The 22394-nt window shown below is 34.4% G+C and carries 23 protein-coding genes; all 23 read left to right on the forward strand.

Going from position 1 to position 22394, the window contains the following annotated elements; all coding sequences use genetic code 11:
• The first annotated feature begins 1 nt into the window (after window position 1).
• The 23 genes from murD to F5ESL0225_RS03280 all read left to right on the forward strand — a co-directional run bounded on the left by murD (window position 2) and on the right by F5ESL0225_RS03280 (window position 22332).
• Window positions 2-1384 (forward strand): UDP-N-acetylmuramoyl-L-alanine--D-glutamate ligase, encoded by a 1383-nt coding sequence (gene murD / locus F5ESL0225_RS03170; RefSeq protein ID WP_122047843.1) that lies wholly within the window; start codon window positions 2-4, stop codon window positions 1382-1384.
• The gene (murG, locus tag F5ESL0225_RS03175) at window positions 1381-2481 is read left to right on the forward strand and encodes an undecaprenyldiphospho-muramoylpentapeptide beta-N-acetylglucosaminyltransferase (protein WP_122021579.1); all 1101 of its coding nucleotides are present in this window, start codon (window positions 1381-1383) and stop codon (window positions 2479-2481) included. Before murD ends, murG begins: the two co-directional genes overlap by 4 nt.
• Before the next feature lie 17 nt (window positions 2482-2498).
• Complete coding sequence (locus tag F5ESL0225_RS03180; protein ID WP_122021580.1) at window positions 2499-3350, forward strand: cell division protein FtsQ/DivIB; 852 nt, start codon at window positions 2499-2501, stop codon at window positions 3348-3350.
• 61 nt (window positions 3351-3411) lie between these two features.
• On the forward strand, window positions 3412-4758 hold the full coding sequence (gene ftsA, locus F5ESL0225_RS03185) for a cell division protein FtsA (RefSeq protein WP_122021581.1): 1347 nt from the start codon (window positions 3412-3414) through the stop codon (window positions 4756-4758).
• 15 nt (window positions 4759-4773) lie between these two features.
• Window positions 4774-6099 (forward strand): cell division protein FtsZ, encoded by a 1326-nt coding sequence (ftsZ, locus tag F5ESL0225_RS03190; RefSeq protein WP_122021582.1) that lies wholly within the window; start codon window positions 4774-4776, stop codon window positions 6097-6099.
• A gap of 13 nt (window positions 6100-6112) precedes the next feature.
• Window positions 6113-6553 (forward strand): cell division protein SepF, encoded by a 441-nt coding sequence (locus F5ESL0225_RS03195; RefSeq protein ID WP_090091771.1) that lies wholly within the window; start codon window positions 6113-6115, stop codon window positions 6551-6553.
• 8 nt (window positions 6554-6561) lie between these two features.
• Complete coding sequence (locus F5ESL0225_RS03200) at window positions 6562-6855, forward strand: YggT family protein (protein ID WP_233554097.1); 294 nt, start codon at window positions 6562-6564, stop codon at window positions 6853-6855.
• 175 nt (window positions 6856-7030) lie between these two features.
• Window positions 7031-7843 (forward strand): RNA-binding protein, encoded by an 813-nt coding sequence (locus tag F5ESL0225_RS03205; RefSeq protein WP_122047844.1) that lies wholly within the window; start codon window positions 7031-7033, stop codon window positions 7841-7843.
• Complete coding sequence (locus tag F5ESL0225_RS03210; protein ID WP_122047845.1) at window positions 7819-8589, forward strand: DivIVA domain-containing protein; 771 nt, start codon at window positions 7819-7821, stop codon at window positions 8587-8589. The genes F5ESL0225_RS03205 and F5ESL0225_RS03210 overlap by 25 nt, the downstream gene beginning before the upstream one ends.
• Window positions 8590-8810: 221 nt before the next feature.
• Window positions 8811-11600: an isoleucine--tRNA ligase gene (gene ileS, locus F5ESL0225_RS03215; RefSeq protein ID WP_122047846.1), complete on the forward strand. Its 2790-nt coding sequence runs from the start codon at window positions 8811-8813 to the stop codon at window positions 11598-11600.
• Complete coding sequence (locus tag F5ESL0225_RS03220) at window positions 11600-11809, forward strand: cold-shock protein (protein WP_090091777.1); 210 nt, start codon at window positions 11600-11602, stop codon at window positions 11807-11809. Before ileS ends, F5ESL0225_RS03220 begins: the two co-directional genes overlap by 1 nt.
• Window positions 11810-11822: 13 nt before the next feature.
• The gene (locus F5ESL0225_RS03225) at window positions 11823-12386 is read left to right on the forward strand and encodes an NUDIX hydrolase (RefSeq protein WP_122021586.1); all 564 of its coding nucleotides are present in this window, start codon (window positions 11823-11825) and stop codon (window positions 12384-12386) included.
• A 1-nt stretch (window position 12387) separates the two neighbouring features.
• Complete coding sequence (locus F5ESL0225_RS03230; protein ID WP_122021587.1) at window positions 12388-12705, forward strand: hypothetical protein; 318 nt, start codon at window positions 12388-12390, stop codon at window positions 12703-12705.
• A gap of 14 nt (window positions 12706-12719) precedes the next feature.
• Window positions 12720-13415, forward strand: coding sequence for a 5'-methylthioadenosine/adenosylhomocysteine nucleosidase (locus tag F5ESL0225_RS03235; protein ID WP_122024622.1), 696 nt, complete (start codon window positions 12720-12722; stop codon window positions 13413-13415).
• A 3-nt stretch (window positions 13416-13418) separates the two neighbouring features.
• Window positions 13419-14573 carry a cysteine desulfurase family protein gene (locus tag F5ESL0225_RS03240; protein WP_122047847.1) on the forward strand — a complete coding sequence of 385 codons (1155 nt, stop codon included), beginning with the start codon at window positions 13419-13421 and terminating at the stop codon, window positions 14571-14573.
• A 48-nt stretch (window positions 14574-14621) separates the two neighbouring features.
• Window positions 14622-14963, forward strand: a complete 342-nt coding sequence (locus F5ESL0225_RS03245; RefSeq protein WP_122021590.1) for a DUF1831 domain-containing protein — start codon at window positions 14622-14624, stop codon at window positions 14961-14963.
• Between the two features lie 6 nt (window positions 14964-14969).
• Complete coding sequence (mnmA, locus tag F5ESL0225_RS03250; RefSeq protein ID WP_228150126.1) at window positions 14970-16091, forward strand: tRNA 2-thiouridine(34) synthase MnmA; 1122 nt, start codon at window positions 14970-14972, stop codon at window positions 16089-16091.
• A 175-nt stretch (window positions 16092-16266) separates the two neighbouring features.
• Entirely contained in the window at window positions 16267-16920 is a 654-nt protein-coding gene (locus F5ESL0225_RS03255; RefSeq protein WP_122021591.1) for a histidine phosphatase family protein, read from the forward strand.
• Complete coding sequence (locus tag F5ESL0225_RS03260) at window positions 16920-17567, forward strand: tetratricopeptide repeat protein (protein ID WP_370466407.1); 648 nt, start codon at window positions 16920-16922, stop codon at window positions 17565-17567. The genes F5ESL0225_RS03255 and F5ESL0225_RS03260 overlap by 1 nt, the downstream gene beginning before the upstream one ends.
• Complete coding sequence (locus tag F5ESL0225_RS03265) at window positions 17560-19914, forward strand: ATP-dependent RecD-like DNA helicase (protein ID WP_122021593.1); 2355 nt, start codon at window positions 17560-17562, stop codon at window positions 19912-19914. The genes F5ESL0225_RS03260 and F5ESL0225_RS03265 overlap by 8 nt, the downstream gene beginning before the upstream one ends.
• A gap of 18 nt (window positions 19915-19932) precedes the next feature.
• Window positions 19933-20322 carry a DUF1828 domain-containing protein gene (locus tag F5ESL0225_RS03270; protein WP_122021594.1) on the forward strand — a complete coding sequence of 130 codons (390 nt, stop codon included), beginning with the start codon at window positions 19933-19935 and terminating at the stop codon, window positions 20320-20322.
• 122 nt (window positions 20323-20444) lie between these two features.
• Window positions 20445-21677, forward strand: coding sequence for an MFS transporter (locus tag F5ESL0225_RS03275; protein ID WP_122047977.1), 1233 nt, complete (start codon window positions 20445-20447; stop codon window positions 21675-21677).
• A 181-nt stretch (window positions 21678-21858) separates the two neighbouring features.
• Window positions 21859-22332, forward strand: coding sequence for a GNAT family N-acetyltransferase (locus F5ESL0225_RS03280; protein WP_122047849.1), 474 nt, complete (start codon window positions 21859-21861; stop codon window positions 22330-22332).
• Window positions 22333-22394 lie beyond the last annotated feature (62 nt).

Below are 22394 nucleotides of genomic sequence, written 5' to 3' on the forward strand. Positions count from 1 at the left end.
CATGAAAAAAGTTGCAAAGTATGCAAATAAAAATATATTAGTTTTAGGTTTAGGAAAAAGTGGTTTTGCAGTGAGTAGATTGCTACTTAAACTTGGTGCAAAGCTAACTTTGAATGATCAGGCAGATTTAGCTAAAAATGAATATGCTCAAAAATTAGTGCAGCTGGGTGTACGTGTAATTGGGGGTAAACATCCAGTTGAATTATTAAATCAAGAACATTTTGATTATTTTGTTAAGAATCCGGGTATCCCTTATGAAAACCCAATGGTAAAAAAGGCACAGGAAATTGGTCTGCCCATTATTACTGAACCAGAAATTGCTTTAAGTGCCAGTGAAGCACCCTACGTATGTGTGACCGGTTCAAATGGTAAAACTACAACTGTGATGCTTACGCAAGAAATTATGGAACATCATATGACTAAATTAGGTCATCACGCTTACGCAGTTGGCAATATTGGTACTCCTATCTCCGAAGTAGTAATGAAAGCTACTAGTCAAGATTTATTAATAGTAGAAATGTCCAGCTTTCAGTTACTAGGTGTAACTGATATCAATCCAGAAGTAGCGACAATTATTGATATTTATCACAATGTGCACCTTGATTATCATAAAACATTTAATAACTACGTTGATGCAAAATTAAATGTAACTAGAACGCAAACAGCTAATCATTATTTTTTGGCTAATCTTGACCAGCCTAATATTCTCAATGAAGAAAGAAAAATAACTCAAGCTCAAATCCAAACTTTTTCTGAAAACAATCAAGAAGCTGATTATTTTATTGCTGATGGTTACTTGCAAACTAAAAAGGAAAAGCTTATAAAAGCTAGTGATATAAAACTGCCAGGCATACATAACCAGCAAAATGCTCTGGTTGCCAGTGCCATTTCACATTTGATGGGAGCTGAAATTGATGACATTCGCGCAGTCTTGTCCACCTTTACAGGCGCTAAACACCGTTTACAATATGTAATGACACTAAATGAGCGTAGAATTTACAACGATTCAAAATCGACTAATATTGAAGCTGCTTCTGTTGCAATTCCCGCCTTTGATTCCCCTGAAGTTTTGATTGCTGGCGGACTTGATCGCGGATTTAATTTTGATTCCTTGATTCCTTTATTAAAAAAGCACGTTAGAGCTGTTGTCCTTTATGGTGAAACAAGGTATTTATTAGCAGATGCAGCAAGAAAAGCAGATATTAAGGAAATTGTAATTACTAGTACGCTTCAAGAAGCTGTACCCAAAGCATATGACTTAACTCTTCCAGGAGACGTTTTATTATTTTCGCCTGCTTGTGCTTCTTGGGATCAATTTAAGAATTTTGAAGATCGTGGCAACTATTTTATTAAATTTATTAAGGAATTGAAGAAAAATAAATGAGAGTTATATTTACTGGTGGTGGAACTGGCGGCCATATTTACCCAATTATGGCGATTATTGAACGCTTAAAAGAAAGAAATTTGGCAACAGATGATGAAATTTTATTTGTAGGTACTAAAAAAGGATTAGAGGCAAATATAGTTCCAGCAGCTGGGGTTAACTTTAAAACACTGGAAATTCAGGGCTTTAGTCGTAAGCACTTATTGAATAATTTTACAACTATTAAAAAGTTTATCAAAGCAACTAAAAATGCTAAAAAAATTATCAGTGAATTTAAACCTGATGTAGTAGTCGGCACAGGTGGGTATGTAAGTGGAGCAATTGTATACTCTGCTGCTAAGATGGGAATTCCAACTATGATTCATGAATCAAATTCAGTAGTTGGTGTTGCTAATAAATTTTTGGGTCATTTTGTTGATAAAATTTGTTACACATTTGATGATGCAGCTAAGCAGTTTAGTGAGAAAAAAAAACTTGTAAAAACAGGGAATCCCCGGTCACAACAAGTATTAAGATTATTGTCTGCAAGCGCAAATAATATTACAAGTAAATATGATTCTAAAATGCCCACAGTGTTAGTTTTTGGTGGTTCACGTGGAGCATTGACCATTAATAGAATTATGCTGCAATCACTAAAAAAGCTTAACCAAAAGCCATATAAAATCATTTGGGTTACCGGAATGTATTATTATGAAGAAATCAAAAAGAAATTAGCTGGTATTCAATATGATAATATTACTATTTTATCTTATGTAAAAGATATGCCGGCCTTGTTACCTAAGATGACTTGCGTTGTTTCTCGTTCTGGAGCAACCAGTATTGCTGAATTTACTGCTTTAGGTGTCCCAGCAATTTTGATTCCTAGTCCTAATGTTACACATAATCATCAAATGAAAAATGCACTTGATCTTGAAAAAGCAGGTGCAGCTACTGTAATTGCCGAAAATGATCTGAATCCTAACAATTTTATTTCGTCAATTGACCATATTTTACTGGATAGTAAATATGCTGACGCAATGAGTATTGCTTCTAAGCGATTAGGGGTTCCAAATGCTTCAGATCAGATAATTAAAGTAATGGAAGAGATTACTAAGTAATAAATAGGTGAAAACTGTTGACTAAAAAAAAGGTGACAAAGATTGATCCTGAAGAAAAATTATCTCGATATTTAAACTATCAATCTAATCAAAATAAGAGAAAAAATCAAGTAAAAATCTCTGCTTCTCTTTCTAAGTTGCATAGCGAGCGTAGGTCAGCCTTGTTCAAGCGAATGGGTTTGATTATTATTGTTTCGGTAATAGTCTTATTAGGCTTAGGTTACTATATATCTCCATTAGCCAATGTTAACAGTATCACAGTAACAGGTGAAAGTAGCCTTCCCATTAAGGAAATTGTGAACACTTCCGAAATTAAAGGCAGTGATAAGGTAATTGATTGTTTATTAAAGCAAAAAAAAATTAATAATAAGTTAGTTAATAAGTATAATGAAATAAAATTTATCAATATATATGTTGAACATTTTAATCACTTACAGTTGGAGATAAATGAATTTAAAACTATTGGGTATATAAAGAGAGAAAAAGGGTATTGTAAAATATTGTCAAATGGTAAACTAGGATCACAGTTACTTCCTTGGAATAGAGTAAGCCACAATAAACCAGTCTTTATTGATTATAACCACGAAGTTTCACTCGAAAATAATTTAAAATTATTTAATAGTCTACCAAGTAGTTTTCAAAGCCAAATAAAATTATTGAGTGGGAATACACGTCGTAAATCACAGGTGATTTTTGTCATGAAAGATGGGAATGTAGTTATTGGCGATATTTCAACACTCAAAAGCAAATTAAAGTATTATAATGAAATAAGAAATAAAGTTGGAAAAAATAGTTTAATAGATTTAGAAGTGGGTGCTTTCAGTCGCCCACTCACAGCAAATGAAAAGCGAATATATGGCTTAACATAAGCTGATTTTATGTTTCTTTTATGTTAAAATTTTAAAAGAACATAGACGGGGGGTTTAATTTTTGGACGATACAAATCTTTTAGTGGGATTGGATATAGGTACTACTACAGTAAAAGCTGTTGTTGCTGATGCAGGTAAGGTCATAGGTGCAGTTGCGGTCAATAATAAGGGCATGCGGCATGGTAATATAGTAGATATTGATGAAACAGCCAGCGCAATTAAACAAGCTTTAAAAGAAATTGCTACTAAGACCAACGCTCATATTTATCGCGTGGTAACTGGAATACCAGTTGGAATGTTGCAGTTAGAAAAAGCAAGTGATTTAATTAATGTGAGTGACAGTGGTCAAGAAGTTGGCAACAGTGATGTTAAGCGCGTTATCAGCATTGCAATTAGGTCTGGTGTAAAAAGTGATCGTGAACCAATTGCTTTTTTTCCTAATCATTTTGTGATAGATGGAACAGACGTTGTTGATGATCCCCGAAAAATGATTGCTCATTCATTAGCAGTACAAGGAATTGTCTTGACCGCGCCAACCAGCCCACTTCATAATATTAAGAAGGCAATTGAAAGAGCCGGCTATCAAAATAATTTCTTTGTTCCCACCCCGTTAGCAATCGCTAGTGTCGCTTTACAAGAAAGCGAACGAAAATTTGGCTCAATTATTCTTGACTTAGGTGGTGGAGTTACTACAGCAACGGTTATTCGCAATAATCAAATTGTCTATGCCAATGTTGACTATGAAGGTGGCAGTGACATTAGCGATGATATTTCTGTAGTTCTCAGTACTTCAAAAAAAGATGCAAATCAAATTAAGCTTGATTATGGCTATGCTAATCCAGCTTTAGCTTCTGTTAAAAATGAGTTTGCTGTTAATAGTGTTGGCTCAAATGGGCAACAAATGGTAGACGAAGTTTACTTAAGTAAAATAATTAATGCCCGCGTAATGCAAATAATTGGCCGAATAAAAAAGGGTTTGGCCCAACATGATGCATTAAAATTACCTGGTGGTGTAATCATTACCGGTGGAAGTAGTTTACTTCAGGGATATGCTGAAATCATTGCAAATGCAATGAATGTTAAGGCACGTGTTTACTATCCGGATCAAATTGGGATGCGCAACCCAGTGTATTCCGCAGCTTTCGGGATTGTCAATTATGCATATAAAATGTCAGATATTGATTTTTTGATTACTAGTTCAATATATGGAAATGATATACTTGATCAAAATGAAAAAACGGTAACAAAAAAATCAAAAAGACCGACTTCTGCTAATGAAACAAAAGTAAAAGAAGAATATAATAGACATGAGTTGTCTAAGCGAGAGACAGACTCGCAAAGCAAACTGAATAATATGCATAAAAATGAAAAAGGCATAAGGAATTTCTTTAAAAAGTTCTTTGATTAAAGGTGGTTAATTTAGATGGATTTTACATTCGATTCAGACGACAATAAAAATGCTGTCATCAAAGTAATTGGTGTTGGAGGTGCTGGTGGTAATGCGGTTAATCGAATGATCGATGATGGCGTACAAGGAGTGTCTTTTGTTGCGGCCAATACTGATGTTCAAGCTCTTAATAGCAATAAAGCAGATAATAAAATTCAATTAGGGCCCAAGTTAACTAGAGGCTTAGGTGCTGGATCACATCCAGAAGTTGGACAAAAGGCTGCTGAAGAAAGTGAACAGACGATTGAAGATTCACTTAAAGGTGCAGACATGATTTTCATTACTGCTGGTATGGGTGGCGGAACCGGAACTGGTGCCGCACCTGTAGTAGCTAAAATTGCGCGTGAAACAGGAGCTTTGACTGTTGGTGTTGTTACCCGTCCTTTTACTTTTGAAGGTCCCAAGAGATCCAAAAATGCAACAGAAGGGATTGCGCAATTAAAGCAGTACGTTGACACATTAGTAATTATTGCTAATAATCGGCTGCTTGAAATGGTTGACAAGAAGACACCAATGATGGATGCCTTTAAAGAAGCAGATAATGTATTAAAACAAGGCGTACAAGGTATCTCTGATTTAATTACCTCAACTGACTACGTCAATTTAGATTTTGCCGACGTAAAAACAGTTATGGCCAATCAAGGAGCTGCCTTAATGGGAATAGGTCGTGCAAATGGTGAAAATCGGACAGTCGAAGCTACTAAGCTTGCCATTTCTTCACCATTACTTGAGGTTTCCATTGATGGAGCAAAGCAAGTTTTACTTAATATTACAGGTGGTCCAGATTTAACCTTGTTTGAAGCACAGGATGCCTCAGAAATAGTGTCAAAAGCTGCCGGAGATGATGTCAATATTATTTTTGGTACTTCAATCAATCCAAACTTAGGTGATGAAGTAGTAGTGACAGTAATTGCCACAGGAATTAGCTCTCAAGCTGAAGAAGAAGCTTCAAAGCAACTTCCTGGTCGTAGTCATCAAGTTCAAGCTAAAGCAAAAGTCAATAATCATAGTCAAGAAAAAACAGTTATTGATGAAAATTTGCAAAATACGAATTCAGACCCTTCATTGGATCAACCTACTGTTCAACCAGCACCCAAGCATAAGGTAATGGTTGACCCTACTAGTGTATGGGGGTTGAATAGCGATGAGCAGACATCAACTCGAGTAACACCATCGATTGAAGAAAATGATCGAGAAGACTCATTTGATGATGAACCAAATAGTATTTCTCAAATTGAAACAAGTGCATTTGACGATGACACTGATGATATCCCATTTTTTAGACATCGTGGTGAAAACTAATAGGAGGTAAAAAATGTCATTCAGCAAATTAGGTAAATTTTTCGGTGTAACTGATATCGATGATGAAATTCAAGATGATGAAGAATATGAAGACACATTAAGACCTGATGATAACAGTGCATCAAATGGTGTTTACCATGATAATGTTGTCTCAATTAATTCTAGTGCAAGCGGTCACAAAAAAAGTAAGATAGTATTATACGAGCCACGAGTATATTCTGATGCTAAAGAAGTAGCACAAAATTTGTTAGATAATAAGGCCGTAATTATTAATTTTAGTCGAATGGAAGATGCTTCGGCTAAAAGAATTGTAGATTTTATTACGGGGACGGTCTATGCCTTAAATGGTAAGATACAACGAGTAGGAGATAAAATTTTTTTAGCAACCCCACCAAGATTTGTTACTGATGGCAAGATTAGTGAATTAGTCGATAAAAAAGATAACTTAGAATGATGACAGTAATGATTTATAATCTTATCAGTATTCTTGACTATCTTATTTATCTTTATAGTATTTTAATGGTAATTGATGCAATCATAAGTTGGATACCAGGACTACATGAATCAGCAGTTGCTAGAATTCTTAATCGTTTAATCGATCCCTATGTCAATCTTTTTAGAAAAGGTCCGATTGAAAGTTTATCTAATACAACGGGAATTGATATTTCATTTTTAGTTGGCGTCTTAGTACTATACTTTATTCAAAGTTATGTGATTAATTGGCTATTAAATATATTATTAAAGTTATTCGGTTAGTCTTTTCAAGTATTCTGCAACTAAAAATATATAGTTTAAAACAAACAATAAAGCATTGAACTTTTTTAGTTTAATGTTTTTTATTTGATAACAATTTTGTTTGTTAGTTATGTTATAATTATACCTACTATGTTTGCTAGCAAATTTTAAAAATATGGATTCTCGGTGAAATAATTTGGCTTTAGAAAATATTAATCAGCGAAAACACTATGTAGAAGGAATTTTAGGGGAAACTGAAAGTAGTAAACTTGTGGATAAACTACTTCATTACTATAAAAAAGCTCTTTATAGTAATCAACCAGTCTTGTCAGAATTTCTAAATCCAGGGCAAAGGGCAGTTTTAAAAATTCTTGTTGGTAGCGATATTTCTTTTCAAGAATTTGGTGGCTATCCTGCTGCTGAAAAGAAGCGTGTTCTTTTGTCTGAAGGTGCAAGTTATTCATTAGATGCTTTTCAAATAAGTATTTGTCAGATTGTTTATCCTAAAAAATTTGTTCGATTAAATCATAGTATGATTCTTGGTAGTTTAGCCAATTCAGGCATAAAAACTGAAACTTTTGGTGACATTATTACCGATAACTATGGAAATTGGCAGTTTATGGCAGATAACAAGTTACTCCCTTTTTTCCAAAGTGAGTTGCAGTATATTGGTAAAACAAAAGTCAGTATAAAGCAGCTACCACAGACCAGTGTATTAGTTCCAGCCGATGACAGTAAGATGGCAACTGTAATTGTCGCCTCTTTAAGATTAGATGCGCTTTTATCAGCAATTAGTAAGCTTAGTCGGTCACAAATAAAAGCTGCTGTTTCGACCAAATTGGTTAAGTTAAACTGGTTTACAGTTACCGAAACTAATCTTATGCTACAAAGAGATGATGTTCTTAGTTTAAGGAAATTTGGGCGTCTGCAGATTACTGATATTGGTCAAACTAAAAAAGGTAAATATAAGGTGGTGCTAAAACTTTGGCAAGCAAAAAAATACAGATAGAACCATTAACTCCAATGGATATTCATAAACAAGAATTTAAAAAGCGAGGACTTAGTGGCTACGATCGCCATGAAGTTGATAGCTTTTTAGATCGCATTGTTAATGATTATGGAGATGCACTTGATCAGATTGCTGACTTGAAAAATGAGATAGTGCAATTACAAGGACAAGCTGATAAATTTAAAAAGCAAGTTGCAGAATATCATGCAATTGAAAGTAAAAAGCAAGCTATAATTACTGAGGCTAAAGAAAAAGCGCAAAAGATTATTGCAGATGCAACAATTGTAGCTGACAATAAAACTGCTCAAGCTCTAATTGATACAGATTATCAACGCCAACAACTTGAAACTATTAAATTCGATTATGAACGAGTTAAAAAAGAAGTAGCTGGTTATCGTAATTACATTCAAGAGCTTTTACAAAAGGCGATTGCAAACTTAGAGGATGAAAAATGGCAAAAAGCACTTGATCATTATTTTTCAACTGAGCGTTTTTATCCACCAGATGGTTCAGAGCCTTTAACTTTAACTGATGCAGATGAAGAGATTGATGAAGACGATGAGGTTGACAATGAAGCAGGGATTGAAGTAAACTTTGAGGAGAATATTGATGATTCGCATCATAGTTCGCAGCTAATTGAGGGCGATAGTCCGAATATTTCATTTAACGGTGTAGATTCAACCGGCATGAAGCATGTTGCAGATAAGGATATTATTTTCCCCGATAATTATAAGGATAATAACTAATAAACTGACAGTAAAATCGAAAAGCAAATTCAGCGAATTAGCGATGGTGTAAGGCTAATACAAAAGCTTAGAGGTTGATCAGCTGTCTGATTTGTTTATTACGTGATTTGCACGATACGCAAAATTTAAGTGGAGCTGAATAAGCTCAATTTAGGTGGTACCACGAATGAAACCTCGCCCTAATTTTGGACGAGGTTTTTTTTAACAGAAAGGAATATGAAATGAAGGTAAAAGATACACTTAACTTGGGTAAGACTAAGTTTAAAATGAGAGGCAATTTACCTGTTCGCGAAGCACAATGGGAACAAGAGTGGGATGATGATAAGCTATATGAACAACGGCTTAAATTGAACGAAGGTAAGCCAAGTTTTGATTTACATGATGGCCCTCCTTTTGCTAACGGGAATATTCATATGGGTCATGCTTTGAATAAAATTTCTAAAGACATTATTGTTCGCTTTAAGAACATGAATGGATATTATGCCCCCTTTGTTCCGGGTTGGGATACGCATGGGTTACCAATTGAACAACAACTTGCAAAAAAGGGAATTAAAAGGGAAAAGCTGGGTCGGGCTGAATACCGTCAACTTTGTGAAGAATTTGCCAAAAAAGAAGTAAAAAAACAGATGACTGATTTTAAACGATTAGGTATTCTAGCTGATTGGGACCATCCCTACATTACTTTACAACCTGAGTATGAAGCTGAAGAGATTCGCTTGTTTGGGGAAATGTATCAGAAGGGTTATATCTATAAAGGTAAAAAACCAGTTTATTGGTCACCTTCCAGTGAATCTACGTTAGCTGAAGCAGAAGTTGAATATCATGATGTAGAATCACCGTCAATTTATATTTCTTTCCCAGTTAAAGATGGCAAGGGTATCTTAAATACAACTGATACTTACTTTTTAATCTGGACAACAACACCATGGACGATTCCAGCTAATCAAGGAATTACGGTTAACCCAGCTTTTGATTATTCAGTTGTAGCGGTTAACGATAAGCGTTATGTCATTGGGACAGATCGACTGGAGTCTGTGGCTGAAGCACTAGGTTGGCATGATTATCAAGTTGTGCAACATTTAAAGGGTTCAGAAATGGATCGAATGCTAGCTACTCATCCATTATATGGTCAAGATGTTTTGCTGATGAATGCAATGCATGTAACCGCAGAAGATGGTACAGGACTGGTTCATACTGCATCAGGCTTTGGTGAAGATGATTATAATGTTGCACAGAAGTATGGCTTACCAGTCTTTAGTCCAATGGATAATAAAGGATGTTTTACTGAAGAAGTGCCCGATGCAGATTTAGTTGGCGTATTCTATGCTGATGCTAATAAATTAGTTAGTGATAAATTAAAAAAGTCCGGCAATTTGTTAAAATTGAGCTACTTTACGCACTCTTATCCTCACGACTGGCGGACTAAAAAACCAGTAATTTACCGGGCAACAACTCAATGGTTTGCTTCAATTGATAAGTGCCGCGAGCAAATTCTTGCTCAAATTAATCAAATTAATTTCATGCCATCATGGGGTAAGTTACGTTTGCATAATATGATTAAAGATCGTGGAGATTGGGTAATTTCACGGCAACGCGCTTGGGGAGTACCACTACCAATTTTTTATGCTGAAGATGATACGCCAATTGTTACACCAGAAACCATTAATCATATTGCTGAGATATTTAGTAAAGAAGGGTCCAACGCCTGGTATAAGCGTAGTGTTAAGGAATTGTTACCTGCAGGTTTCACTTCTGAACACTCACCTAATGGTGAATTTAGAAAAGAAACAGATATATTAGATGTTTGGTTTGATTCAGGGTCTTCGCATAGAGCTGTTTTAGCCCAAAGAACGAACTTACATTTTCCAGCTGATTTATATCTTGAGGGAAGTGATCAATACCGTGGTTGGTTTAACTCAAGTTTGATTACTGCAGTAGCAACTACGGAAAAAGCACCTTATCGTAGTATCTTGTCACAAGGTTTTGTGTTAGATGATCAAGGACATAAGATGTCTAAATCACTGGGTAATGTTATTGCTCCAAGTGATATCATTAAGAAAATGGGGGCCGAAATTATACGCTTATGGGTAGCTTCCGTTGATGCTACGTCTGATGTTGCCGTTTCTCAGTCAATTTTGAGTCAAACAGCCGAAAGTTACCGGAAAATACGTAATACTTTCCGGTATTTATTGGCCAATACTAGCGATTTTGATCCACATACTAATAAAGTTGCATATGAAGATTTGAATTCAATTGACCAATATATTGAAGTTCGTTTAAACGACTTAGTTCAAGATTGTCTTGCTAGTTACAACAAGTATGATTTTAATACAGTTTATAAACATATTTTTGCCTTTATTTCTAACGACTTATCGGCCTTTTACTTAGATTTTGCAAAAGATGTTTTATATATTGAAAGCAAAGATAGTCATGCTAGACGATCGATGCAAACAGTTATTTATGATGCAACTGTTAAATTAGCTAAATTATTAACCCCAATTCTACCGCATACTATGGAAGAAATTTGGTCGTTCACAAAGGAAAAAGAAGACCATATTCAATTAACCGATATGCCTAAGGTAGAGCAATATGATAATCGGGAAGAATTACTTAACAATTGGGGCGTCTTCATGAATTTACGTGATGATGTTTTGAAGGCTTTAGAAGAAGCTAGAAATAGCAAACTGATTGGAAAATCATTTGAAGCGGCAGTGACTATTTATCCAACTAAAGAAACTAAAGCGGTTCTTGATAAATTAGATGCAGATTTTAGACAAATTCTAATTGTTTCTAAATTAGTAATCACTGATAGCGCAGCTCCAGCAGAAGCTCTTAAGTTGCCAAATGGTTCCTTTGTAGTTGAACATGCAGAAGGTGAAGTGTGTCCAAGATGTCGCATGATTAGAACAGATATCGGGGCAGATAATGAATTGAGCATAATTTGTGGTCGTTGTGCCAAAATTGTTAAAAATGATTATCCAGAACTAATACAAGAAGGTTTAGAAGAATAATGCGCCTAGGTACAGTAAAACAATTTGATCAAAATAGTAGCTTTGGTTTTATTGAAGATGACCAAAATCACAAATCATATTTTGTTTTTTATACGGCTATCAAAGAAGAGGGCTATCGCCGTCTTCAAGTCGGGCAAAAAGTTAAGTATCAACTGGCACAGGGGAAAAATGGTCTTCAATGTGTTAATGTTTATTTAACTAGTGTGTAGGGAAAGTGAATAGATGGATTTAACAGAAACTGAAATTTCTTCAAAACAGATATTTTCTGGTAGAATTGTTGACCTATCAGTAAGAACAGTAAAATTACCAAACAGTGAGGTTACTACTAGAGAGGTTGTAAAACATCAGCCTGCAGCTGCAGCAATTGCTGTTAATGATAAGCAAGAGATGCTTTTAGTAGAGCAATGGCGGGAACCAATTAAAGAATTGACTTTAGAAATACCTGCTGGGCTAATTGATGCAACTGATGCTAGTCCACTTGATGCTATGAAACGCGAGCTTAACGAAGAAGGTGGGTATCGCGCTGATTATTGGGAACAAATTACTGAATTTTATTCTTCTCCTGGGTTCACCAATGAAAAATTGTACTTGTTTTATTGTGATACTTTGACAAAATTACCTGAAAAAAAGCCACTTGATGCTGATGAATTCTTAACTAGTCATTGGTATAACTTAGAAGAATTAAAGCATTTAAGTGCTGAGGGCAAAATTGTTGATATCAAAACCCTTTATGCAATGAGTGTATGGGAAAATATGCTTTTAACAGGTGCCAAAGCTAAGGAATAATATGACTGAAAAACGATCTGATTACCAAAAAAAAATCAAAAATCAAAAAAGTAATGTTATTTTTGATTCGGTTAAGTCTGCTTTTAATAATGATGAAGAGGTTGTTGATGTTAATCCTGACTTTATGCGGTCAACACAAACCAATTCTAAAAGAGTAAATAATTCGCACCAAAAAAGAGAGCAACGCCGGAGTAATAATGCTCAAGAATATTTAAAAAAAGAAGACAAGGCCCTTAAACTAAAAAACAAATTAAACTTAGCAATTTTTATTGTATTGGTATTAATTATTTTGGTATTATTGGCATTGTTTCATTTATAATAAGTGAGGAAAAGATGAAAATAGCAATTATTGTCCCAATGGAAATTGAGGCAAAATATTATCGTAAATATTTTCATGCTGGTAACAAAGAAATGTTCGGATCAAGCGTATTCGAGCATTTTTGCGTTAAGCACAATGATATTTATATTGGATTAAGTGGTATTGGCAAAGTACAAGCTGCGATGAATTTAGCGAGTTTATTAACTAAGGTTGATATTGACTTGATTTTTATGACAGGAACTGCAGGTTCGCTGCAATCAAGTATTCGCAAAGGAGATTTACTTTTAGCTGATTCTTTTAGTTACCATGATGCACATAATACACTTGCTGGTAATTATGTCGAAGGACAAATTCCTGGCGAACCTGCATTGTTTGACTTAAAATCAAAGGAACAGACAGCATTTGCAGATTTTTTGCAAGAGCAAGGAATTCAATACAAAAAAGGATTAATTGTTACTGGAGATTCATTTATTGGGTCCAATGAGCAAAAAAAGAAAATTAACCAAGATTTTACTAGTGCATTAGGCGTTGAAATGGAAGGCGCCGCGTTTGCACAGGTTGCATACCATTTTCAGAAAAAACTAATTGCAATCAGGGCTATTTCAGATAATGGTGATGATAGTGCAAATGAAGATTTTGATAAATTTGCTCAAAAAGTCGGTGCCAAGGCTGCTAAGATAATTTGTGCATATATAGAAAAGATGAATTAATTAATGGATATATATCTTGATAATGCCGCAACAACACCAATGTCCCCAACGGTAATTGCTAAAATTACGCAAGAAATGAAAAAAGATTTTGGCAATCCGTCTAGTACATATGGTCTAGGGCGTGCGGCAAGACATACGGTTGACCAAGCTCGGACTAAAATTGCTAAGGTCATTAATGCAGCTTATAATGAAATAATTTTTACATCTGGTGGCTCTGAAAGTAATAATACGGCCATCTTTGGCACAGCCTATAGTAGGCAAAAAATTGGTAAAAAAATTATTACTACTAAAATTGAGCATCCATCAGTCCTTGAGCCGATAAAAAAGCTTGAGCGTGAAGGATATGAGGTAACTTATCTGGATGTAAATCATAATGGACAAATTTCACTAGTAGATTTAAAAAATGCGCTAACACCAGATACAATTCTTGTTTCAGTAATGGCAGTTAATAATGAAGTTGGCACGATTAATCCTCTAACGGAAATAGGAGCATTAGTTGCTCAAAGTAATGCATATTTTCATGTTGATGCAGTTCAGGGGTTAGGTAACATTGAACTTGATGTTAAAAAAATGAAAATTGATTTATTATCTACGTCAGCTCACAAAATTAATGGTCCTAAGTTTTTAGGCTTTTTATTTAAAAATAGCCAAATTAAGTTACCATCTCTTATTTTAGGTGGCGAACAGGAATTAAAAAGACGGGCTGGTACAGAAAATGTGCCCGCAATTGCCGGTTTTGGCGAGGCAATTAAAGAAATTGAGCAAATTGATAAAATAAAATTACAAGCAAAATATGCTCATTTTCAACATTTGATTTTAGCTGAACTTGATCAAGCAAAAATCAAATATCAAATAAATGGCGGAGCAGGTGCACATTGTTCGCATCATGTTTTGAATTTGCGAATAAATGGAGTTTCAACAACTCTTTTACAAGCAAGTTTGGATTTGGCTGGTTTTGCGGTATCTGGCGGTTCTGCTTGTACAGCAGGTTCGCTTGAACCTTCACATGTTTTAATTGCTTGTTATGGGGCAGATTCTATCCGCGTAGAGGAATCAATTCGTATATCATTTGGTCGATATAATACGGATGAAGAAATTGAATCTTTTGCTAAGCAATTAGTTAAAATTGCTAGTAAACTGCAAGTGAATGAAAATTAATTGCTTTTACAATTATTTTGACTTATTATTAGTAAGTGAGGTTAAATTATGTCAAATACAGTTATAATTAATGGTGATAATCGTGAGTATACACTTAGTTCAGATTTGAAACTTTATGCTTTAATCGACGTCGGTTTTATTAAAACTGCCAAGGGTAATTATAGTTATGAACACCCACTGTATAATGATTCACCTTATAATGCGCCAACTAAACTAAAAATTACAGTTGATAAAGATTTTTCGCATTTTACGATGGTTATTACTGATCGAAATGGTTTAAAAAAAGTAAATATTTTTAAAAACAAGCAATTAATAGCAACAGTTGAACTTTTAAATTATATTTTAAAAGATTTAATAGAGCGCAAAATTCTAGTTGAAGTAAAGGATTGATAAAAATTGACAAAAAAGACTCGAGTTGTAGTAGGAATGAGTGGAGGGGTAGACTCCTCAGTTTCAGCCCTACTACTTAAAGAGCAGGGTTACGATGTTATCGGTGTTTTTATGAAAAATTGGGATGACACTGATGATGCAGGAGTGTGCACAGTAACTGAGGACTATGAAGATGTTAAAAAGGTTGCTGATCAGATTGGGATTCCTTATTATTCAATCAATTTTGAAAAAGAATACTGGCATCGAGTTTTTGAGTATTTCTTAGATGAATACAAGAAGGGGCGTACTCCTAATCCTGATATTATGTGCAATAGTCAAATTAAATTCAAATCATTTTTGGAATTTGCTTTAAAGCTTGATGCTGATTATATTGCAATGGGCCACTATGCAAAAACATTGACCGATGTCAATGGAATTACGCATATGGTACGTCCCAAAGATGGTAATAAGGATCAAACCTATTTTTTAAGTCAATTAAGTCAAGCGCAAATTAGTAAGGTGATTTTTCCTTTAGCTAATTTGACTAAGCCCCAAGTTCGTGAGATTGCTATTAAAAGTGGATTAGCTACTGCTAAAAAGAAAGATTCAACGGGAATTTGTTTCATAGGGGAAAGAAACTTTCGCAAATTTCTAAGTGAATTTTTACCAGCACAAGCAGGTAAAATGGTTACGCCTAAAGGTAAAGTTGTCGGTGAACATGCTGGACTAATGTATTACACAATTGGTCAACGATCTGGTCTTGGTCTTGGTTCCACTAAAGAATCAACTGCCCCCTGGTTTGTGGTAGGTAAGGACTTAAAAAATAATGAGTTAATTGTTGAACAAGGCTATGATAGTAAGTTGCTTTATGCCACCAAACTTGAAGCTAGTGATATGTCATTTTTTACTGGACAGCCTAAACGAGATTTTAAAAAGCATTGTAGTGCAAAGTTTCGTTATCGCCAAGCTGATGTAGGTGTGACAGTTGAGTATCATGCAAAAGAAAACACAGCGAGTGTTTATTTTGATGAACCAGCCCGAGCTGTTACTCCTGGTCAAGCGTTAGTTTTGTATGATGGTGAAGAATGTATGGGCGGCGGCAATATTGATTGTGCATACCAAAATAATGATAAGTTACAATTAGTTTAACGATAGTTAAGAAAGAAAAATATTGATTTTAAAAGCATCAAACTACAGTATAGATTGATGCTTTTAATTTTGCTTGTTAAATTTAAACATAAAGTTAGTTGGGTAGATGAATTAAATTTTTTCTTTGACTTATTAAATGCTAAACTAAAAGTAGAATAAGGAGAGAAAATTATTAATGCAAATTTATTTTATTCGACATGGAAAAACAGAGTGGAATAATATTAAACGATTTCAAGGAGCGCATGGGGATTCACCACTTTTACCCCAAAGCTTAATTGACATTACAAAATTAGGAAAATATTTACAAAAAGAAAAATTCGCTGCCATATATGCGAGTCCGTTAAAAAGAGCTTATGATACTGCAACTAGGCTAAAGCAAACAATGGGATTCACACATCCAGTTAACAAAGATGAGCGTTTACGCGAATTTGATTTAGGTGAACTGGAAGGACTAAAGTTTGAAGAAGCTACTTTAAAGTTTCCTGCCCAGGTAAATGACCTTTGGCAAAGACCAGATCAATATGATGGTAAAAGTATTGGTGGTGAGAATTATCTGGACGTAATTGCTCGTGGTAAAAATTTTGCCCAAGAAATCGTACAAAAATATGATCATGATGATAAAATCATTGCAGTTAGTCATGGAGCTGCATTAGGAGCAATTATGGGCGGCTTATTAGGCTATCCCTTAAATAATCTGCGCCAAAACGGCGGACTAAATAATACCAGTTTAACAATTTTAGAAACAACTAATCATTTTAATTTTAAACTAATTGTCTGGAATGAAACGAGTTTTTTAGAAAGAAAAATGGTGGAAACAGATTCATTATGATAAATAAAAAAAGTAGTCTAGCTAGTGAAAGTAATCAAACTAAAGACCAGATTCATACTCTAATTACAAAAATTGATGCGGCTCCTACTGAGACAGATAATTATCTAAAGTTAGCGACCATTCTAATCGAAAAAGGTAGTTTTGAGCAAGCGGTTAAATTGCTTGAACAAGCTAAAAAACTTGTTCAAAATCCTCAAGCTTTAGATTACGACTTAGCGGTTGGCTACTATATGCAAGGTGATTTTAATCATGCCTTAGAATTACTTAACCACATTCCTAATGATGATTTGGTATTGTATCAAAAAGCGTTAGTAATGCAGAAAGTAGGCCAGCATCAGAAGGCTCTGGCATACGCGTTGACAATTAAGCAGCTAGATGATCGTGTTTATGAATTATTAGGTGATATTTGGCTTAGTTTAGGCCAATTAGCGGAGGCACAAGCAAACTATGAAAAAATTTGTCCGACTAAAAGGGGGGCAAAAATAAATTTTTTACTTGGAATTACTGTTTTAGAACGCAATCGTGATTTGGCAGAAAAATATTTTAGTCAGGCAAAAGAAGAAGATCCCCAATTTTATCAATCTGCTCAAAAACAGTATAACGCCATTTTAAAAATGCTTAGTGATGTGGAGAAAGATAATGACTGAATTCACTGGAAAAGTAAAGCGTATCGTTTTTGAAAATGATCAAAATTTATTTAAAATATTAGATGCAACACTAATTAGTGAATTACCTGATTATGACCGGAAAGAAATTAAAATTACAGGTAATTTTGGCGATATTCAAGTGGGCGGTACATATCTTTTTCATGGTCAGCTAGTTGTTCATAATAAGTTTGGTCTACAATTTAACTGTGAAAGTTACCAGCAGTCGTTACCACATGAAAAAGATAGCCTAATTAATTTTTTAAGTTCTAGTAAATTTCCTGGAATCGGTAAAAAAGCCGCAGAAAAAATTGTTTCCGTTTTAGGTGATAATGCATTATCGGTTTTAAAGGATAAGCCAGAAAAAGTTGCCACCTTGTCTTTGACGAAAAAACAGAAGGATAGTTTGCTTAATGGTGTAAGCGCCATGGATTCCTATTCAGAAATTGTTTTAAAATTAGCACAGTATGGACTGAATAAAAAAGTTGCTAATCGCTTATATCAAATTTACCATGGTGAAACTATAAACAAGTTAAAAGAAGACCCTTATGCAGCAATTGCAGATGTTTCAGGCTATGCTTTTAAAAGTGCTGACCGCATGGGCACTAATTTAAATATTGCTAGGGATGATCCAAAAAGAATTAGCGGCGCAGTTTTTCAAATTATGCTTGATGAAGTTAATAAAGAGGGCAATACCTATATTAAATTAGCAGATCTTTTGACGCGTTCAAGTAAATTATTAGCGCTTGATCAATTTGATCAGATTGCCAACTGCATTAATAAATTACAGCATGAAGGAAAAGTTGTGGTTTCAGGTGATGAGGCAGCTTTACAAAATATTTTTCAGACGGAAAACGAAATTGCTCTGGCAATGAAAAATTTAGTTAACCGGCAAAATAGTGATCAGTTTAAAGAAAAAGATGTTCAAGCAGCAATTGAAAAAGCGGAAAAACAGTTAAAAATTGAATATGATGATACTCAAAAAATGGCAATTAAGAATGCTTTAACTAATCCGATATCAATTTTAACTGGTGGTCCGGGAACCGGTAAAACCACTATTATTAATGGAATTTTGATAGCTTTACAAAAATTAGCCGAAATTCCAGCTTCAACTTTATATAGTAGTGATCCACCATTTTTGTTAGCTGCTCCAACAGGGCGAGCAGCTAAAAGAATGGAAGAAATAACAGGGATAACTGCTAAAACAATTCATCGTTTGCTGGGATTAGGAATCGGTGAAAATGATGCAACTGATTTGAATGAACTTAACGGTGAAATTTTAATTATTGACGAAATGTCGATGGTTGATATGTTTTTATTTAAGCAATTAGTTAATAGTATTGATCAAACTAAACATATTGTTTTTGTGGGTGATAAAGACCAATTGCCATCAGTGGGACCGGGAAATGTATTTAGTGATTTAATTAAAGCTGATGTTTTTCCTACTACTGTTTTAGAGCAAATTCATAGGCAAGGCGATGATTCAAGCATTATTACTTTGGCTCATGCCATAAATGAAGGGCAAAATTCACAAATTATTTTTAAAAAAACTAAAAATTATTCTTTTATTTCTTGTCCAACACATGAAGTTGATCACGTTGTGCAACAAATTGTCGAAAAAGCTTTAAATCATTTTGATCAAGATGATATACAAGTTTTGGGCGCAATGTATCAAGGTGAAGGTGGCGTTATTAATTTGAATAACGTGATTCAGGCAATCGTAAACCCTGCCAAAGCAGAAAGTAAATTTTTAGAAATTCATGACGAAATTTTCCGAATTGGTGATCGAATTTTACAGTTACAGAATAATCCAGAAAAAGATATTTATAATGGGCAAATTGGTAAAATAGTCTCAATTGATAATACTAGTACCAAAAATTGTATGACTGCTGATTTTGATGGACGTGAAATCAGTTTTAGCAAAAAAGATATGTTTGACTTAACTAGAGCTTATGCAATTACTATTCATAAGGCACAGGGTTCTGAATTCCCATTAGTTATCTTGAGCTTAACTATGCAAAATTATGTAATGCTTAAACGAAATCTTTTATATACGGCAGTGACCCGGGCAGCCCAAAATTTAGTCTTAATTGGTGATCCACATGCTTACACAATGGCTTTAACTAATTCGGGAAATGATCGGCAAACTGGATTATGTAAGAAACTTAAGAAACAGCTAGCTAAAGATGAAGAAGCGACGTTAAGTCTTAAGGAAAAAGCAAAGATAAGAGCAACAGTAGTCAGTTCTGATTCCAAGACTTCGTATATTTTGACGCCCGAATTAATCTATTCTGGAGAAATTGACCCAATGATTGGTATGCAAGATGTCAATATTAAGCGCAAAAAATAATTAATAAGGAGTAATTTAATGACTAAGCAATCAAAAAGAGTGTGTACTGAATTAAAGCAAAAAATAATTAATTGGCTAGCTAGTAATATTAATGTATTGATATTTGATGAGAACACTATTGAAATTGCCACTTCACAAAGAGATGCACTGGGGGAAGAGGTATATTGTTTTGTTGAAAAGAAAGAAACTGCATTAAAAGTTACTGATGATGGTCGTTGTCTATTTAAACTCGACCCTAGTGCTAGTGATGAAGAATTGTTTGAATCTTGTGCCAACTTGATTTGGGAGGCAGGATTTGAAGTTAATCCTAGTACTGGTGTTATTTTTGCTGAAGTAGATTCAGAAGATTTAGTACCTAAAATTATCGAACTTGCGCGTTTACAGGTTGCAATTTCTTATTTAGTGTAAATATACTTCTGGAAGGAAATATAGTCATATTATCCTATTGTAAAAAGTGAAAAAACGAGTAGAATGTAATTCTGATGAAATAATTGAATGACAGAGAGCGTTCGTTTTGGAGGAAATAAATGATGAATACTATTAAACAGCACACTCAAGTACTAAGTAAAAATCAAAAGTGGACGATTGCATCTACTTCATCCGGATTTGCTTTAGAAAATATGGATGTGCTTTTTTTATCCTTTGCAATGAGTTCAATGATTGCTGATTTACATTTATCTGGTGGTGCTGCTGGATTAATTTCATCAGTGACCAATTTAGGTATGCTGGCTGGTGGTATTATTTTTGGTATTCTTGGTGATAAAATTGGGCGAGTGAAGACTTTTAGTCATACTGTAATTATCTTTGCAGTAGCTACGGCTTGCATGGCTTTTGCCAAGAATATTTATTTAATCTATGCATTGCGTTTTCTAGCCGGTATTGGTGCTGGTGGCGAATATGGGGTGGGGATTGCTTTGATTGCAGAAACTTTTCCGCAAGCTCAGATTGGTAAAATGACTTCGATTGCGGCCATTGGTGGCCAAGTTGGTGCCGTCTTAGCAGCTTTAATTGCCGCTTGGATTATTCCTAACGCTGGCTGGCATATGCTATTTCTAGTTGGAATTGTGCCGGTTGTACTAACAATTTTTATTAGAAAGCATCTTCATGAGAGTGAACAATTTTTAACAGCGAAGGCTAAAGAAAAAGGTTCATTGCTATCAAATGTCTTTAAAAAAATGTTTGCTACACCGCAGTTAGCATTGCAAAGTTTAGGCTTAATGTTGATGATGACAGTACAAATTGCTGGCTATTTTGGCTTAATGAATTGGTTGCCAACAATTGTCCAAAAGCAATTACATTTGAATGTTGCTAATTCCAGTTTATGGATGATTGCAACAATTATTGGGATGAGCATTGGTATGCTTACTTTTGGTTCTATTTTTGATTATTTTGGTCCTAGAAGAGCTTTTGGCATTTTCTTAGTTGGATCTGCTATTATGGTTTATACTCTCAGCTTAGCTACTAATATGCTAACTTTACTGCTAATTGGGGCAGTAGTTGGTTTCTTTTCTAACGGAATGTTTGGTGGCTACGGTGCTGTAATTAGTCGACTGTATCCAACTGAAATTAGGTCAAGTGCTAATAATATTATTGTTAATATTGGTCGGGCAATTGGTGGCTTTTCATCAGTCGTAATTGGTATTTTGATGGATCGATATAATTTAACCATTGTAATGGGCTTTTTGTCTGCTTTGTATATTATTAGTCTGATTGTTATGATTAATTTACCTGGCTTAAAGACTCTATCTCGCAATAAGTCATAGTTTAATTTAGATGTACTGAGAAAATTTTTTTCTTAAATATTTCTTACTTACTTGGCTAATAATGTCATATTTGTTATGCTGTATCCTAGAGACTAAATTTAAAAATATAGAAAGTTAGGATATTATTTTACATTTTAAAAACATTAAGTGGCAAACTGAGGAATATCGAAAAGTAAAAGAATTGTACGTAAAAGCTTTTCCTGAAGCTGAAAGATTCCTTACTTGGCAACTACTAGTTATGGCTTTGCGAAAAAAAGCTCATTTTCAAGCTATTTACAACGAAACAGAATTTGTTGGTTTAATCTTTTTAGTTGAAGGAGAAACAGCGGTTTATTTAGCTTACTTAGCAATTATTTCAGCTAAGCATGGTCAGGGTTATGGTACGAAAGTATTACAGGCTTTAAGAGAGAATTATTACAATAAAGATATTATTTTAGATATCGAACCAATTAATAGTCTGGCACTAAACTATAACCAGCGGGTAAAACGGCTTCATTTTTATGAACGCAATGGCTTTAAGCAAACTGGTAAAAAATTAATTGATGCTGGGGGTCAATATGCGGTTATGACTACTGGCACAGTATTTAAAGCGGAAATCCTTAATCAGTTATTACATTATATGAGTTTCGGTCTACATAAATTTAAGGTTGAATGATATCGCTAATTGGATTTAGCAAGTAACATAACTTAATTTAAAGGGTAAGCAATTTTTAAAAT

It is taken from the genome of Lactobacillus sp. ESL0225 (assembly GCF_003692905.1).
Taxonomy (GTDB): Bacteria; Bacillota; Bacilli; order Lactobacillales; family Lactobacillaceae; genus Lactobacillus; species Lactobacillus bombicola.